Source organism: Arthrobacter sp. NEB 688, assembly GCF_013201035.1.
Classification (GTDB): domain Bacteria; phylum Actinomycetota; class Actinomycetes; order Actinomycetales; family Dermatophilaceae; genus Phycicoccus.
Window position 1 is genome coordinate 3,660,461 of sequence record NZ_CP053707.1, and the last position, 15,302, is coordinate 3,675,762.

Genomic DNA, 15,302 nt, shown 5'->3' on the forward strand with positions numbered 1-15,302 from the left:
GGCCGGGCGGTCGAGCCCGGCCGGTCCCGCGGGCGTCAGAGGCTGACGGCCGCGGCGCGGAACAGCGTGGACAGGTTGCGGCCGAGGATCGTCACGGACGCGATGATGACGATGGCCACGAGCCCCAGCATCAGTGCGTACTCGACGGCGGTCGCGCCGCGCTCGGACCGGCCGGCGCCCGGTCGCTCGAGGAACGAGCGAACCCGGGCAGCGCCCCGGATCATGAGGTGGGTCATGCGAGTCACCTGGTCCTGTCGGATGTGGGTCGGGGCGTCGGCCGCCGTCGGTGCCCCGACGGCGACCGACGCCCCGACCAGTGGAGTCCGGTGGTCAGACGCTGTTGGCGACCGAGTTGAACATGGTGCTCAGGCGGGTGCCGAGCAGCGCGACGGCGACGATGATGACGACCGCGATGAGGGCGACCATGAGGCCGTACTCGACGGCGGTCGCACCCTTCTCGGAGCGCAGGTCGCTGAGCTTGTGCTGGAGCTTGATGAGGGCCTTGGTCATGACGGGTCTTGCCTTTCGGTACGGAGGGGTGCTGTCGAGCAGTCCCAACGCTGTCATTCCGGGGCGTCGAGCGGCATGGACCGATGGGCCCGAACCGGCCCGCCCGTACGGTGCTGACGGGTCAACCGTTCGGCCGATCGCCACCCGGCCGGCTCCGGCCCCCGTGCCATGCTCGTCCACGACCCCCCACCGGCCCGAGGCGAGCAGGATGTCGACCAGCGTTCCGAGCGATACCGAAAACCGCAGTGGCAGAGGCGTTCTGGCCGCCGCGTGGCTCGGCTGCGCCCTCCTCGTCGCCCTGCTCCTGCGGCTGCGCACGGCCCCCGACGTCGACCTCTGGCTGCACCTGCGGATCGGGCGTGCGCTGCGCGACGGCGACCGGTTCCAGGCCCTGCCCGACCCCCTGACGAGCCTCGCCGACCGGCCCTACGTCCCCACGCAGTGGCTCGCGCAGGTCGGGATGAGCGTCGTCGACGACCTCGCCGGCGTCACCGGGCTGCACGCCGTGCGGGCCCTGCTGCTGCTCGCGCTGGCCGGCCTCGCGCACGCGAGCGCCCGTCGGTGGGCGGGCCCGCTCGCCTCCGTCGGGGTGGCCGCCGCCGTGCTCGTCGGCACCTCGGCCGCCTGGGGCGAGCGGCCCCAGCTCCTCGGCCTCGTCCTCGCCGCGCTCGCCCTGCACCTGTGGACCGGCACGCTCGTCGACGGGCGCCCGCGGTGGGCGCTGCTCGGCGTCGCCTGGCTGTGGTCGGCGGTGCACGGGTCCTGGCCGGTCGGCGTGGCGCTCGGGGCGCTCGCCCTCGTCGCGCTGGCCGTCGCCCGGCCCCGGCCGCCGGTCCGCTGGGGGCGACTGGGCGCGCTCCTCGTCGGCACGGCGCTCGTCCCCGTCCTCGGCCCGCTCGGCCCGCTGGCCCTCGTCGAGCCGTTCGCGGTCGGTGTCGCGGCCCGCTCGACGGTCAACGAGTGGAAGCCGCCGGCGCCGTCGAACCCGCTCCTGGTCCTCGTCGTCCTCCTCGCGCTCGTCGTCGTCGTGCGCCTGGTGCGGGCCCGGCGGGCCGACCTGCCGGCCGTCCTCCTCGCCGTCGCCGGCGTCGCGCTCGCGGCGACGTCCGTGCGCACCATCGCCACCGGCGCCCTCCTCCTCGCGCCCGCCCTGGCCCGCACCCTGCGCCCCGCCCCCGATCCCGCCCACCCCTGGCGCGAGCGGGTCCCGGGCCTCGTCGCGGCCGCGGCGCTCCTCGTCGTGCCCGGTGTGGTCGTCGGCGGCCCCGAGCGGGGTCCGCTGCCGCGCACGGTCGACGCCGCCGTGGGGGCGCTCCCGGCCGGGACGCCCACGGTCGCCGACGCCTACGCCTCCGGCTGGGTCCTCTGGGCGCACCCGGGCCCCCGGGTGCTGCGCGACCTGCGGGCCGAGGTCTACACCCCGGCGACCGCCGCGGCCTACGAGGACTTCTCGGCCACGCGCTCCGGCTGGCAGGACTACGCCCGGCGGCACGACGTGCGGGCCGTGCTCACCCGCCGCGGGGAGCCCCTCGACCGCGGCCTCGCCGGCGAGGCGGGATGGACGCGGGCCGCCGCCGAGGGCGACTGGGTCCTCTGGACCCTGACCGGATGAGTCAGCCGGCGCGCTCGAGCACGGCGTAGCCGTCGGCCTCGCGCGCGAGGCGCCAGCCGCCGGACCCGACCAGCGCCGCGGCGTCCCCGCGCTCGACGACGACCACGTCGACGTCGGCTCCCGGTGGCACTGTGCCGTCGTGGAGGAAGTCGAGGAAGCCGGCCTGCACCGAGCGGGGGAAGGCGTCGATCGGGTTGGCGGCCCAGACCCGCACGCCGTCGCGGGCGAGGGTCTCGGCGAGCGGCTGGACGGCGAGCACCGGGCGGCCGGCGGCGACCTCGCGCACGGCACCGACGGCCGCCTCCCCCGGGGCCCCGACGGCCGGGCCGCGCGCCACGAGCACACCGCCGGCGACGAGCGCGGCGGCGGCGAGGGCCACGACCGGCACGACGGAGCGACGCGGCACGCCGCCGGTCGGGTGCGGACGGCGCGGGCGCATCGCCGCGGCCGCGAGGAAGAGCAGGAGCCACACCCCGTTGCGCGCGGCGGAGGCCGTCCCCACCGCCAGACCGACCGTGGCCGCCCACTCCCACAGCGGCATCCGGCCACGGGCGGCGAGGACGAGGAGGACCGCGGCGGCGAGGAGCATCGCGACGTCGAGGGGGTGCCCGAGGCTCGGCCGGGCCCAGAGGTCGGTGCCCCGGGCGGCGGCCTCGTTGTCGAGGGCCTGCAGGTAGTAGGCCGGGGTGGAGGTGCCCGCGGAGGTCAGCACGAGGGCGGCGAGGGCCGACCCCGCGCCCACCCCGACCCGCCGCCGCCACGGCCCGCCCCCCGGCGAGAGGACGAGGAAGACCCCGAGGACGGCGAGCCCGACGAGGACCGCGCCGTGGAGGTTCCCCCAGAGGGCGACGAGCGGCACCATCCACCACAGGCCGCGGTCCGGGCGCACGTGCTGACGCCGCATCAGGGCCACCGCGAGCACGAAGGGCACGAGCGAGAGCGACGGGAGCCGGGTGACGGCGAAGGTCGCCGCGGCGCCGACGACGACGAGGGAGACGACGAGGGCGCCACGCCCCTCGGGCCCACCCGCCCGACGGCCGTCGGCGAGGACGACGAGGAGGGTGGCGGCGACCACCACGAGCTGGAGCGCGGCGAGCGCCGGGGTGCCGAGCCCGTCGACGAGCGACAGGAGCAGCTGGGCGAGGACGACCGGGTCGTGCCAGCCCTCCTGCGGGGCGGTGGCGAAGGGGACGCCGTCGGGGACGGTCCCGGTCGCGCGCACGGCGTCCCCGAGGGCGACGACCCAGAGCAGGTCGGACCCGAGGAGGACGAAGAACGCGAGCGCGACCACCCACGCGGCGACGGCGAGGGAGGCGACCGGGAGACCGCGGCGCGCATCGGCCGTCCGGACTGGATCGGCCTGCGACATGACGGGATTCCTCGAGCTGCCGGGGTCTGGGCGGGGGCTCGACCATAATCGACGCTCATGGCCACCGGGAGCACGACACGATCCCGACGCGCCCGTGAGGCCCCCTGGCTGGCCGCGACGGTGCTCGTCGCCCTCGTCGTCGGCGCGTGGTCGCTGCGGCTGTGGCAGTGGGACCCCGCGAACCCCCTCGACCTCGGGTGGGACCACACGCAGATCCTCTCCTCGCTGCGCGACATCCACGACCACGGCTGGTACTGGCACAACCCCGACCTCGGGTTCCCGTTCGGGCAGGACGCCTCGTTCTTCCCCGAGCTCAACGTGCTGCACGTCCTCGCGATCACGGCGATCGACCTCGTCGTCCCCGGCGTCTACACGGCCGGCGGCCTGTACTTCGTCCTGTCCTTCCCGCTGACCGGCGCGACCGGCTACCTCCTCGCGCGCAGCCAGGGCCTCGGGCGCCCCGCCGGGCTGGTCCTCGGCGTCCTCCTGGCCAACGCCCCCGGGCACGCCGAGCGCTTCGGACACCTCTACCTCGCGCAGTACTGGGTCGTCCCGGTCGCGCTGTGGCTGGTCCTCGAGGTGGCGCGCGGCCGGGCGCTGCTCTCCCCGCGCGGCGGCCCGGTGCCCCGGTGGCGGGGTGGCCGGACGCTCGTCACGGTCGCGGCGGTCGTCGTCGTCGGGGGCAGCGGCGTCTACTACGTGGCCTTCACGCTCGTCCTGCTCGCCGTCGCGGCCCTCGCCCGCCGGGTGGGCGGGGTCCCGGCCGACCTCCTGCGCGGTCTCGCGGTGATGGTCGGCATCGGCCTGGTCATCGCCGTGCCGCTCGCGGCGGCCCGCCTCGGGATGCGCGGCGTCCTCGTGACCGGGCGCGTCCCGGCCGGCCGCAACCCTGCGGAGTCGGAGCTGTTCGCCGGCAAGCTGATGGACCTGCTGCTGCCGTGGCCCGACCACCGCGTCGGCGCGCTGCAGTACCTGACCTTCGCCTACCGCTCCGCGACACGGGCGACCGTCGAGACCTCCGCGCTCGGCGTCGTCGGGGTCGCGGGGATGACGGGCCTCGCCGTCATCGGGCTGCTCGCGCTGCTCTCCGGGCGGCGGCCGGACCCGGAGCACGCCCGCTGGTCGGGGCTCATGCTCGTCTCGTTCCTCTTCTTCACGGTCGGCGGGCTCGGGTCGTTCGTCGCCGTCTTCGCGACGCCGCAGGTGCGCACCTGGTCGCGCATCTCGCTCTACCTGCTCACCCTCGCGCTGCTCGCCGTGGGCGCCTGGCTCACGCGCCTCGAGCGGCGCCGGGGGCTGCTGACCGCCGGCCTGGTCGCCGGGGCCCTCGTCGTCGTCGGCAGCCTCGACCAGACCAACCCCGCCGTCGCGCCCGACCACCGGGGCATCGCCCGCGAGATGGCCGGGCTGCGCACCTACACGACGACGCTCCAGGAGCGGGTCGGGGCCGGCTGCGGGGTCTTCCAGGTCCCGGTCCTGCCCTACCCCGAGACGCTCGGGCCGGGCGACATGCAGGGCTACGACCAGCTCAAGCCGTACCTCGCCTCCGACGACCTGCGCTTCAGCGCCGCCGCGATGCGCGGCACCGAGGCCGCGACGTGGCAGTCGGCCGTCGACCCCTCCGACCTCGGGGCGCTGGCGGCCGACCTGCGCTCGGCGGGGTTCTGCGCGCTCGAGGTCGACACGCAGGGCTTCTCCCCCGAGCAGGAACCCTCGGCCCGGCTGACCGCCGCGTGGGGCGCCCCCGCCGCGCGCACGGCCGACGGCACCTTCGTCGCGTGGGACCTGCGGGCCGCGGGCGCCTCCGGCGAGGGCGACGCCGCGCGCCGCGCCCAGGTGCTGGCCCCCGTCGTCGTCGCGGTCGACGCCTTCGAACCCGAGACCGTCGAGGACGTGTACGGCCAGTACCTCGGTCCGTACGCCGGTGTGTCGCTGGCCAACCCGGGCGCCCCCACGCAGGTCTCGGTGTCGATGTCGGTGCGGGGCGTCGGCGACGAGCGCCGCGAGATCGTCGTGACCGACGGGTCCCGCGAGGTCGCCCGCGTCACCGTGACCGACTCCACGACATCCCGCCTCTCGTTCACCGTCCGGGCCGCTCGCGGGGCGACCGAGCTGTCGGTGCGCGTCACGGGGCCGACGGAGAAGGACATCCGCACCGAGCGCGTGACGACGGCATTCGCCACCGACCTCACCGTCAGCGCGCCGGACGGGCGACGCGCCGTGGCCCTGACCGACCGCACCGCGACCGGCTGGGTCCTGCCGTGAGCCGGTCGTGAGCCGGCCGGCCGGGCGCGCGTGGCTGCTGCCCTGGCTGGCCCTCGCCGCCCTGGCCGTCGTGCGGGCCGGGGTGGTCGACGAGCGCGACCCGTACTGGCAGGCCCGGGCGGGACTCGAGAACCTCGCCGGCGCTCCCCTGCGGCGGGCCGACACGTGGAGCTGGGACCCGGTGGCGACGCTCTTCACCCAGACCTCGCCCGCGTGGAACGACGTCCTCGGCCTGGGCTGGCGCACCGCGGGGTTCGCGGGGCTGTTCGCCGTCGGGCTGGCGTCCATGCTCGTGTTCACCACGGTGGTGCTCGCGCTCGCGCGCCGCCTCGGCGCGCGTCCGCTCCCCGCCCTCGCGGGGATCCTCGTCGTCCTGCTCCTGGCCCTGCCGATGGTCTCGCCGCGCGCGACCCTCGTCGCGCAGTCGCTGTGGCTGGCGGTCGTGCTCGGGGCCGACCGGGCGGTGCGCCGGTCGACCACCCGTCCCGTCGTCGTGGCCGCGGGGTCCGGCCTCGCCGGGCTGGCGGTCGGGTGGGCCGGCTCGTGGCTGCACCTGTCGTGGCTGCTCCTGGCCCCCGCCGCCTGGCTCGCGGTCGTCGTCCTGTGCCTCGCGGCGCCGAGGGTGGACCGGGCCCGGCGGCTCGCCGTGGGCCTCGGGACCGGGGTCGGCCTCGGCGCCGGGGTGCTCGTCGGCCCCTACGGCCTCGACGCGTGGGGGCTCACGCGCGCCGTCCAGGAGGCGGCCTCCGGGTCGGTCCTCGAGTGGCTGCCGCCCACCGCCGACGGACTCGCCGCGCGGTGGGTCCCGACGGTCGTCGCCGCGCTCGGCCTGGCGGGTGCGAGCCTCGTCCTCGTCGTCCGGCGGTGGGGCGCCCGGGCCGCGGACGACCGCGTCGGCGTCCTCGCGGCTCTCGTCGTCCTCGGCGCGCCGGCCTCCGTCGCCGGGCTCGGCGGCGTGCGCTTCGTCGGCGTCGCGCTCCTCACGCTCGCCCCCGCCGCCGCCCTGCTGGCGACGGTCCTCGCCACCCGCGTCGTGCGACGGGCCACGGCCCCGCGCCCGACGGGGGTCTTCCGCAGCGCCGCGGTGCGCCGGTGGTCGGTGGGCCGGCCCTGGCGGGTCGTCGGCACGTCCGTGCTCGTGCTCCTCTCGCCGCTCGTCCTCCTCGCGGGGGCCACGGCGGCCCGCCCGCCGGAGGCCGCCGTCGTCGACCTGCTCCCCCGCGGGTGCCGGCTCGTGTCCGACCCCGGGTCGGCGGGCCCGGTGCTCCTCATGCGCCCCGACGTGCGCGTGTGGATCGACACCCGCGCCGACTACTGGGGGCGCGACCGCAACCGGGAGGCCCTGGACGTCCTCACCGGCGACGACACGTCGGTCCCCGCGCTCGCCCGCGCCGACTGCGCGCTGCTGTCGTCGACGGACGTCCCGACGGGCCCCCTCGCGGCCGCGCTGGACGCCGACCCCGGGTGGCGGACGGCGGGCGGCGGCGACGGCCTGCGGGTCTGGGTGCGCCGCTGAGTCAGCCGGCTCCGGGTCCCAGCACCGTGAGCCCGGCGACGCAGGCGTACCGGGCGCGGACCTCGTCCTGCGGGTGGTCGCTCAGCACGGTGGGGTCGGTCGCCGCCCGGAGCAGGTCGCACTCCTGGGCGACCGTCAGGCCCCCCTGGGGCGTGTCGACCCGTCCGGCCTCCGGCCGGTAGCCGTCGAGGAGGATGCGCGTCGCGGCATCCGTCACGAGCGGCCCCGAGGACCACACGACCTGGGCGCGCTCGGCCCCGGGCACCTCGAGGAGCCGCAGGACGGTGGCGGCGTCGACCGTGGACCACTCCCGGGAGAAGGCCCCGAGGGGGGTGACGACGGCTCCGAGGGCGACCGCACCCGCGGCCGTCCCGAGGACCGCGCGACCGAGGAGGCCGGGCAGGGCGCGCGCGCCCGCTCCGGCCCACGCGCCGCCGGCCACGACGGCCGTCCACGCCAGCCCGAGGACGGTGGTGTGCCAGAGGAGCTTCGCCGGGTAGTAGCGGGTGACCGGGATGCCCAGCCGGACGGCGAGCCCGAGTGCGGTGAGGGCGGGCAGGACCGACACGGCGAGCACGAGGAGCATGCCCCGGTCGTGGCGGTACCGCGCCGCGAGGACCCCGAGGGCGGCCAGGCCGACGCCGAGGAGCCACAGCGGCACCGGGGCCTCGACGTCGGCGACGACCGCGTGGCCGACCCCGACCGTGCCGACGACGGCGGTCATCGCCGGGACCGAGGAGAGCGCCGTGACCGAGACGAGGGCTGCCGCCTCGGCGAGCCGCCGCCGGCGACCGCCGGGCCCTGCGGCGCGGACGCGGGCCACCGTGGCGGCCAGCGCGAGCAGCCCGGACACCGGCAGCAGCAGCTGCCAGGTGTTGGCCATGACGAGCAGCCCGGCCCACGCGGTGAGCGACGCGACGAGGGACGCGGGGCGGACGAGGACCTCGCGCAGCGCCACCGCGACGACGAGCGCCGCGGTGAGCGAGCCCTCGAAGCCGAGCGCCTGGTAGTTGGCCAGGAACGCCGGCCACAGGGTGGCGGCCCCCGCGGCCGCCGCCGCCGCGGCCGCCGTCCAGGGGCCGAGCCGGACGCGTCGGGCGGCGGCCGAGGTGAGGGAGGAGGTGGCGAGGGCGAGAGCGGCGGAGAGCATCCAGACGAGGGCGGACATCAGTCCGAGGAGGCCCACCAGGTCCGCCCGGCCGGACGGTGGGCCGGTGAGCGACCACCCGAGCGCGACGGTGGTGTGCCAGGCGCGCGGGTAGTTGCGCTGCGAGTAGTCGAGGGCGCCGCGGGCCCGCTCGTCGGCGACGAGGACGACGTGCCGGACGTGGTCCCCGCCGATGAACCACTCCAGGCGCTGGGCCGTCGGCAGGGACAGCGACCACACGAGGACCGCCACGAGGAGCAGGGCGGGGGCGGCCACGAGGAGCGCCCGGCCGACCTCGCCCCGGCGTCCGGTCCGGCCGGCCGGGCGGTCGCCCGCTCTCGCCCGACGCAGGTGGGCGGCGACGGCGAGGACCGGCGCCAGCACGACGAGGGTCGCCCCGACCGCCGGTCCGCGGGAGACGAACGGGCGCAGGCCGAGCAGGTCCGCCGCCGTGGCGACGACGACACCGCAGGCCAGGAGGAGGACGACGAGCACGAGGGCGTCCGCGACGGGGCCTGCGGCGTCGCGCGGGAGCGGCCGCGACGACCGGGCGGTCGAGGGGGCCACGGCGGCCGTGGGCGTGCTCATCGCGGCGAGCATCGCACGAGCAGGCCCCCTCCGCAGGCCGCGCGCGGCGGGTCCGGGACCCGGCGGTCGGGCCCGCCTCGACCGTTCGGCCAGTCCTCCCCGACATCCGGCCCGGTCCGCGGACCGCGTCCTGTACGACGTCCGCGGGCCGGGACTAGCGTCGACCGGGACCCCAGGCCCCATCGAGCGGAGCGTGCCCGTGCCCCCGGACGAGTCCCTTCCCCTGCGTGTCGCGGCCATCGTGCCGTGCCACGACGAGGAGCGGGCCGTGGGCAAGGTCGTCTCCGACCTGCTCGAGGCCGTCCCCGGCATCGCCGTCTACGTCTACGACAACCGCAGCACGGACCGGACCGCCGACGTCGCGGCCGCGGCGGGCGCGGAGGTGCGCGTCGAGGGCTGCCCCGGCAAGGGCAACGTCATCCGCCGCGCGCTCGCGGACATCGACGCCGACGTGTACGTCATGGTCGACGGGGACGACACCTACGACGCCTCCGCGCTGCCCCTGATGATCCGCACCCTGCTCGAGGGGCCCTACGACCACGTGACGGGGGTCCGGGTCGCCGACCACCACGGGGCCTACCGGGCCGGGCACGAGCTCGGCAACCGGGCCTTCAACCGGGTGGTCTCCACGATCTTCCGCCGGCCGGTCACCGACCTCCTCAGCGGGTACCGCGTCTTCTCGCGGCGCTTCGTCAAGTCGTTCCCGGCCACGTCGCGGGCCTTCGAGATCGAGACCGAGCTGACGGTGCACGCCATCAACACGCGGGTGCCGCAGGCGGAGGTGCCGGTCGGCTTCCGCGACCGGCCCGCCGGGTCCGAGAGCAAGCTGCGGACCTACCACGACGGATTCCGCATCGCGCGGATGATCACCCGCCTCCTCCACCACGAGCGGCCGCTCGCCCTCTACTCGGTGCTGTCCGCCCTCACCGTCCTCACCGCCGTGGGCCTCGGCGTCCCCGTCGTGCGGGAGTACCTCGCGACCGGCATGGTCGGCCGGTTCCCGACGGCGTTCCTCGCGGCGTCGCTCGTCATCGTCGGCTTCATCGTCCTCGTCGTCGGCATCCTGCTCGACGGCCTGCGCAAGGTCCGCCAGGAGACGACGCGGATCGCCTACATGAGCGTGCCCGCTCCCCCACGGCTCGTCGTGCCTCGGACGGTGACCCACGCCCCGGGACGACCCGTCGAACCCACCCGCGTCGCGGTCGAGGACGTTCCCGTCCCCCGCGCGGGCCAGCCGGCGTGACCACGAGCGTCGTCGTCGTCGGGTTCGGGGACGAGCCCGTCCTCGACGCGTGCCTGCGGTCCGTCGTCGGCCAGCTCGGCGAGGGCGACGACGTCGTGCTCGTCGACCACGGCGTGCGGGCGCTCCCCGACGTCAGCGGCGTCCGGGTCGTCGTCCCGCCGACCAACGGTGGCTTCGGGTCGGGCTGTGCCGCAGGGGTCGACGCCACCGACGGCGACGTCCTGGTCTTCGTCAACTCGGACGCCGTCCTGCGTCCCGGGGCGCTCGCGGTGCTGGCGCGCGAGGCCGCGCGGCCTGCGGTCGGCCTCGTCGGCGGGCTCGTGCTGCTGCCCGGCGGCGAGGGTGTCGTCAACTCGGCCGGGCTCCCGGTGCACCTCAGCGGACTCAGCTGGTGCGACGGCTACGGCGACCCCGTCGCGCGACACCTGCGGCCGCGGGCCCTCACCTCCGTGGCCGGGGCGCTGTTCGCCTGCCGCCGCGAGGTGTGGCAGGAGCTGGGCGGGATGGACGCGACGTACTTCATGTACCACGAGGACACCGACCTCAGCCTGCGCGCGCACCTCGCCGGGTACGAGGTCGCCTACCGCCCCGACGCCGTCGCCGTGCACGCGTACGAGTTCGGGCGCAACCCGCTCAAGATGTTCCACCTGGAGCGCAACCGGGTCCTCACGGTCCTCGGCGACTACCCCCGCCACCTCCTGCTGCGCGTCCTGCCGGTGCTCCTCCTCCTCGAGCCGCTCTACCTCGTGATCGCACTGCGCGACGGATGGGGGCGCGAGAAGGTCCGGGCGTGGATGTGGCTGGTGCGCAACGCCGCCCACGTCGTCCGCCGGCGCCGCCGGGTGCAGGCCGCCGTCGTCGCGCCGCACGCCCTCGACGCACTCCTCACCCCCGCCATCACGCAGAGCCAGCTCGAGCGCCCGGGGGCCCTCGGGCTCCTCAACGGCGCGCTCCGCGGCTACTGGCGGCTCGCCCGCCCCCGGCCGGCCACGTCGTGAGCACCGCCCGCGTCTCGCAGCGCACCGGCGCGGTCGTGCTGGCGGCGTACCGCCCGGACCCCGACCTCTTCGCCGTCCAGCTGCGCTCGATCCGGGACCAGACGCGCTCCGACTTCCGGTGCCTCGTCGGGGCGGACGGCGGGCAGGACGAGGTCCGCCGGCTCGTGACCGACGCGGTGGGTGACGACCCGCGCTTCGAGGTCGTCGGCTGGGACGACAACGTCGGCTTCTACCTCAACTTCGAACGGCTGCTCGCGGCCGTCCCGGCCGAGGTCGGCTGGGTCGCCCTCTGCGACCAGGACGACCGCTGGTACCCCGACAAGCTCGAGCGGCTCGTCCCGCTGCTCGACGACGCCGCGCTGGCGCTCGGGCAGGCCCGCGTCGTCACGTGGCCGCGGACCGCGACCGCCCCACCGGTCACGGCTCGTCGGGTCGTCTCCCCCGTCGCGCTCCTGCTCGGCAACCAGGTGACGGGATGCTTCTCCGTGCTCCGCCGCGACCTCCTGGACGTCGCCCTGCCCTTCCCGCGCTTCGCCACGGTCACGCAGCTGCACGACCACTGGCTGGGGGTCTGCGCGTCGGTCACCGGCGGCTACGTCGTGCTCGACGCGCCCGTGCAGGACTACCTCCAGCACGGCCGCAACCTCGTCGGCGAGACGGACCACAGGCACCCGCGGACCCCGTGGGGTGTGGTCCGCACCCTGCACCACCTGAGGGAGGCGCACCCGGGGCTCCCTCGTCCGGGCGGGCTCGCCGCCGTGGCCCACGCGACGGGCATCGGGTGGCGCCGCACGATGGTGGAGACCCTGCGCCACCGGCTGCCCGGCTCCCCGGCGGTCGCGTGCCTCGACGCCGCCCTGGGGCGACCGGGGGTGCGTGCGACCTCGGCCACCGTCGCGCGCGGCATCGCCTCGCGCCAGGTCGCGACGGGCACCGCGCTGACCCTCGTCGCCGGTCTGCCCCGGGAGTCCGTGGCGAGCCTGCGCCGATCGCGTCCGCGGGCCCGGCAGGCTGGCACCGACCCCAGGAGACACACGATGGACACGGACGCCCCCGCCGGCACCTGCTGGCTGTGCGACGCGCCGACGAGCACCGAGACCGCCTTCGCCCCGGCCGGCTACGTCCGGTGCACCGCGTGCGGCTTCCTCTTCCAGGCGCACCGGGCCTCCGCAGAGGATGAGGCCCGCATGTACGACGGCGAGTACTTCGAGGGCTACGACCAGCGCACCGGTGGCCGACGCACCGAGGGGCACTACGACGTGGCGACCGCCCAGCGACAGAGCGAGGCCCGCGTGCGCGTGGAGTTTCTCCGCGGCACCGTGTCCCCGCCGGCCCGGCTCCTCGAGGTCGGTGCCGCCTCCGGCTACTTCGTCGCGGCGGCCGCAGCGGCCGGGTTCGACGCGCAGGGGGTCGAGCCCTCCACGGAGCAGGCCGAGGGCGCCACGGCACGCGGGATCCCCGTGCGGAGCGGCACCCTGGCCGACATCGCCGCGGGCGGCGACACCTTCGACGTCCTCTGCGCCTGGCACGTGCTGGAGCACCTCCCCGAGCCGCGGGCGGCGCTCGAGCAGATGCGCGGCCTGCTCCGGCCCGGCGGTGTGCTGGCCCTCGAGCTGCCCAACATCGGGAGCGTCGCCGCGCAGCGGAACACGGTGCGCTGGGCGCACCTCGACCCCGGAGCCCATGTCGGTCACTACACGCCGCGGACGCTCGCGTCGCTGCTCGGCGGCGCCGGGCTGGAGGTCGAGCGCGTCGAGACCTTCAGCATCCGCCGGTTCAGCCGCACCCTCCCCCGCCGCCTCCTCCACGCGGGCTACGACGCGGTCGCCCTGCGCACCCCGCGCCTCGTGCACCCCTCGCGCCACGAGCTGCTGCGGGCGGTCGCCCGGCGCCCCGCCACGGACCGGTGACGTCGTCCGGGCCGGGCGTGCTCGTCGTGCTCCACGGGACGGAGCCGACGGCGAGCCCGGCGCTGTCCTCGCTGGTGTCCGTGCTGAGGCCCGGTGAGGTCGCGGCGCTCCTCGTGCAGGACAACACCGAGGGGCGCACCTCCCGGCCGTCCATGCCCGACGGGGTGACCACGTACGTCCAGCGGCCGGACAACCCCGGGCTGGCGGTCGCCTACGCCGAGACCGCTCGCCGGCTGCGGTCCGAGGGTGTGGCGTGGATGGTCGTGCTCGACCAGGACACCGTGGTCGACCGCGCCTACGTCGAGGAGGTGCTCGCCATCGTCGACGGACGACAGCAGGTCCCCGCGGACGTCGCGGTGCTCCTCCCCCGGCTGACCGACCGGGGGCGGGTGCTCTCGCCGCACCGACGCGTCCGGCTGCGCACCCGGGCCGTCGACGACCCCCGCCCGGGACCGGCCACGGGATGGGTGTCCCACCTCAACTCGGGCAGCGTGCTGCGGCTGGAGGCGCTGGAGGCGGCCGGTGGGATCCCCGAGGGCTACCCGCTCGACGGCCTCGACCACGCGATCGCCGCGTCCCTGCGACGAGCCGGCCTGCGGGCCTGGCTCCTGGGGTCCACGCTCGAGCACCGGCTCTCCCTCCTCGACCGCGCGACGCTCCCCCGGGAGCGGCTGGCGGCGATCCTCACCACCGAGGAGCGCCTGGCCGACCAGCTCGGGACCCCGGGCGACCGTGCCTGGCTCGCCGCCCGCCGCTGGGTGGGGGTGGCCCTCATCGCCGTGCGGGTGCGCACCACCCCGTCGGCGGCGCTCGAGCTGCGCGCCGCTCGAAGGGCCACGGCCCTCGCCCTCGGACGTCACCGGCGGCCGCAGCCGTGAGGCTGCGCGCCGGCGTGGACCGCGCTCTCGGCGCGGGCACCCCCCGCGGTCGGCTGCTCGGCACCGGTCTGCCCCTCGTGCTCTCCAGCGCGACCCTCGTCGTCGTGCCGGTGGTCGCCCGGCAGTACCTCGACGACGCCGGGTACGCCGGCTGGGCCCTGCTCCTCACCGTCGTGACGGCCGCGGGCCTGTTCGACCTCGGCGCCGCCTACACCGTGCAGTCCCTCGGCTTCGGACGTCGCGCCACCCCACGGCAGTACGTCCTTGCCCTGGCGCTCGCCACGGGAGGGGCCCTGTCGGTCACCGGCCTGGCGCTCCTCGCGGCGCCGTGGGTCTCGACGACGGCCGCCGGCGAGGGCCTGGGTCCGCACCCCACCCTCATCCTGCTCCTGACCGGGCTCGCGGCCGCCACCCGCAGCGCCGTCCTCGTCGTCATGGCGCGCCTCCAGATCAGCCTGCGCTTCCGCCTGCGGGCATGTGTGGCCGCGGTCCACGCGGTCGCGCAGGTGGTGGGGTGCTGGGTGTCCCTGGCCCAGGGCCTCGGCGTCTGGTCGCTCGCTGTCGGCATCCTCGCGGGCTCGCTGCTCGCGCTGCTCGCCGCCCACGTCGGCCTGGCCCTGACCCCCGAGCGCGTCCCTCCCGCCGACGGGCACATCGCCCTCGGGCGCTTCGCGGGGTACCGCACGGCGTCCACCCTGCTCGCGGTGACGGGGTCCCAGGCTGACCGGTGGGTCCTGGCGCTCGTCGCCTCACCGGCGTTCCTCGCCGACTACGACCTCGCGCTGCGCTTCGCGCAGCTGCCGCTCGGCGTCGCCGCCGCCCTGTTCGCCGGGCTCACCTCCGAGGCGGCGTCCACCCGCGGGGAGGACGCGCGCCGCCGGCTCGTGCGGGTCGCCACCCGCCGCGTGGGGGTCGTCCTCGCCGTCCTGACCCTGGGCGACGTGCTGCTGGTCGTCGGGCTCGCCCTCGCCGGGGCCCTGCCGCTCGACGCGACGACGGTCGGTCTCCTCGCGCTGGCGATCGTCTGGTCGGGAGCCAACGGGCTCACCGCACCCACCACCTTCGCCTCCATCGGCACGGGGCATCCCCAGCGCGAGCTCTACTACGCCGCGCCGGCCCTCGCGTGCACGCTGCTCGGCTGGGGAGTGGCCGTGGGGCTCCGGCAACCGTGGCTCGTCCCGCTGTCCACCGGGGTGTCGGTGACCGCCTGGTCGCTGTGGTTCGTCGCTTACGGCACCCGGCGGGCCGGGTACGCGGGCTGAGGCC

Annotated in this window: 12 protein-coding genes; 8 read left to right on the forward strand and 4 right to left on the reverse strand. The window is 76.7% G+C overall.

Annotated elements, in window-relative coordinates; all coding sequences use genetic code 11:
* Window positions 1-35 precede the first annotated feature (35 nt).
* The gene (locus HL663_RS17215) at window positions 36-236 is read right to left on the reverse strand and encodes a Flp family type IVb pilin (protein WP_286175749.1); all 201 of its coding nucleotides are present in this window, start codon (window positions 234-236) and stop codon (window positions 36-38) included.
* Between the two features lie 94 nt (window positions 237-330).
* Window positions 331-510 carry a Flp family type IVb pilin gene (locus tag HL663_RS17220; RefSeq protein ID WP_173029493.1) on the reverse strand — a complete coding sequence of 60 codons (180 nt, stop codon included), beginning with the start codon at window positions 508-510 and terminating at the stop codon, window positions 331-333.
* A gap of 208 nt (window positions 511-718) precedes the next feature.
* Here HL663_RS17220 and HL663_RS17225 point away from each other — a divergent pair, with 208 nt between their 5' ends.
* Window positions 719-2,122 (forward strand): hypothetical protein, encoded by a 1,404-nt coding sequence (locus HL663_RS17225; protein ID WP_173029494.1) that lies wholly within the window; start codon window positions 719-721, stop codon window positions 2,120-2,122.
* Between the two features lies 1 nt (window position 2,123).
* Here the strand turns inward: HL663_RS17225 and HL663_RS17230 are convergent, their stop codons facing one another.
* Window positions 2,124-3,491 (reverse strand): hypothetical protein, encoded by a 1,368-nt coding sequence (locus HL663_RS17230; RefSeq protein ID WP_173029495.1) that lies wholly within the window; start codon window positions 3,489-3,491, stop codon window positions 2,124-2,126.
* Between the two features lie 57 nt (window positions 3,492-3,548).
* Here HL663_RS17230 and HL663_RS17235 point away from each other — a divergent pair, with 57 nt between their 5' ends.
* The gene (locus HL663_RS17235; RefSeq protein ID WP_173029496.1) at window positions 3,549-5,756 is read left to right on the forward strand and encodes a hypothetical protein; all 2,208 of its coding nucleotides are present in this window, start codon (window positions 3,549-3,551) and stop codon (window positions 5,754-5,756) included.
* Window positions 5,757-5,763: 7 nt separating this feature from the next.
* Window positions 5,764-7,272 (forward strand): hypothetical protein, encoded by a 1,509-nt coding sequence (locus HL663_RS17240; protein WP_173029497.1) that lies wholly within the window; start codon window positions 5,764-5,766, stop codon window positions 7,270-7,272.
* Window position 7,273: 1 nt separating this feature from the next.
* Here the strand turns inward: HL663_RS17240 and HL663_RS17245 are convergent, their stop codons facing one another.
* Window positions 7,274-9,007, reverse strand: coding sequence for a hypothetical protein (locus tag HL663_RS17245; RefSeq protein ID WP_173029498.1), 1,734 nt, complete (start codon window positions 9,005-9,007; stop codon window positions 7,274-7,276).
* A gap of 193 nt (window positions 9,008-9,200) precedes the next feature.
* On the opposite strand from HL663_RS17245, the gene HL663_RS17250 reads away from it, so the two are divergent.
* Genes HL663_RS17250 through HL663_RS17270 form a run of 5 tightly spaced genes read left to right on the forward strand, consistent with a single transcriptional unit; the run spans window position 9,201 to window position 15,298 of the window.
* Window positions 9,201-10,250 (forward strand): glycosyltransferase, encoded by a 1,050-nt coding sequence (locus HL663_RS17250; RefSeq protein WP_286175750.1) that lies wholly within the window; start codon window positions 9,201-9,203, stop codon window positions 10,248-10,250.
* Complete coding sequence (locus tag HL663_RS17255; protein WP_173029499.1) at window positions 10,247-11,248, forward strand: glycosyltransferase family 2 protein; 1,002 nt, start codon at window positions 10,247-10,249, stop codon at window positions 11,246-11,248. The genes HL663_RS17250 and HL663_RS17255 overlap by 4 nt, the downstream gene beginning before the upstream one ends.
* Window positions 11,245-13,158 (forward strand): bifunctional glycosyltransferase/class I SAM-dependent methyltransferase, encoded by a 1,914-nt coding sequence (locus HL663_RS17260; RefSeq protein WP_173029500.1) that lies wholly within the window; start codon window positions 11,245-11,247, stop codon window positions 13,156-13,158. Before HL663_RS17255 ends, HL663_RS17260 begins: the two co-directional genes overlap by 4 nt.
* A complete protein-coding gene (locus HL663_RS17265; protein WP_173029501.1) occupies window positions 13,155-14,036 on the forward strand; it encodes a glycosyltransferase family protein in 882 nt (293 codons plus the stop codon). The genes HL663_RS17260 and HL663_RS17265 overlap by 4 nt, the downstream gene beginning before the upstream one ends.
* A 14-nt stretch (window positions 14,037-14,050) precedes the next feature.
* Window positions 14,051-15,298: a lipopolysaccharide biosynthesis protein gene (locus HL663_RS17270; RefSeq protein ID WP_173029502.1), complete on the forward strand. Its 1,248-nt coding sequence runs from the start codon at window positions 14,051-14,053 to the stop codon at window positions 15,296-15,298.
* Window positions 15,299-15,302 lie beyond the last annotated feature (4 nt).

Excerpts from the sequence above, each read along its gene's own strand:
- HL663_RS17230 (WP_173029495.1), bottom strand. The coding sequence starts at position 3,491 with ATGTCGCAGGCCGATCCAGTCCGGACGGCCGATGCGCGCCGCGGTCTC.
- HL663_RS17225 (WP_173029494.1), top strand. The coding sequence starts at position 719 with ATGTCGACCAGCGTTCCGAGCGATACCGAAAACCGCAGTGGCAGAGGC.
- HL663_RS17235 (WP_173029496.1), top strand. The coding sequence starts at position 3,549 with ATGGCCACCGGGAGCACGACACGATCCCGACGCGCCCGTGAGGCCCCC.
- HL663_RS17245 (WP_173029498.1), bottom strand. The coding sequence starts at position 9,007 with ATGAGCACGCCCACGGCCGCCGTGGCCCCCTCGACCGCCCGGTCGTCG.
- HL663_RS17220 (WP_173029493.1), bottom strand. The coding sequence starts at position 510 with ATGACCAAGGCCCTCATCAAGCTCCAGCACAAGCTCAGCGACCTGCGC.
- HL663_RS17215 (WP_286175749.1), bottom strand. The coding sequence starts at position 236 with ATGACCCACCTCATGATCCGGGGCGCTGCCCGGGTTCGCTCGTTCCTC.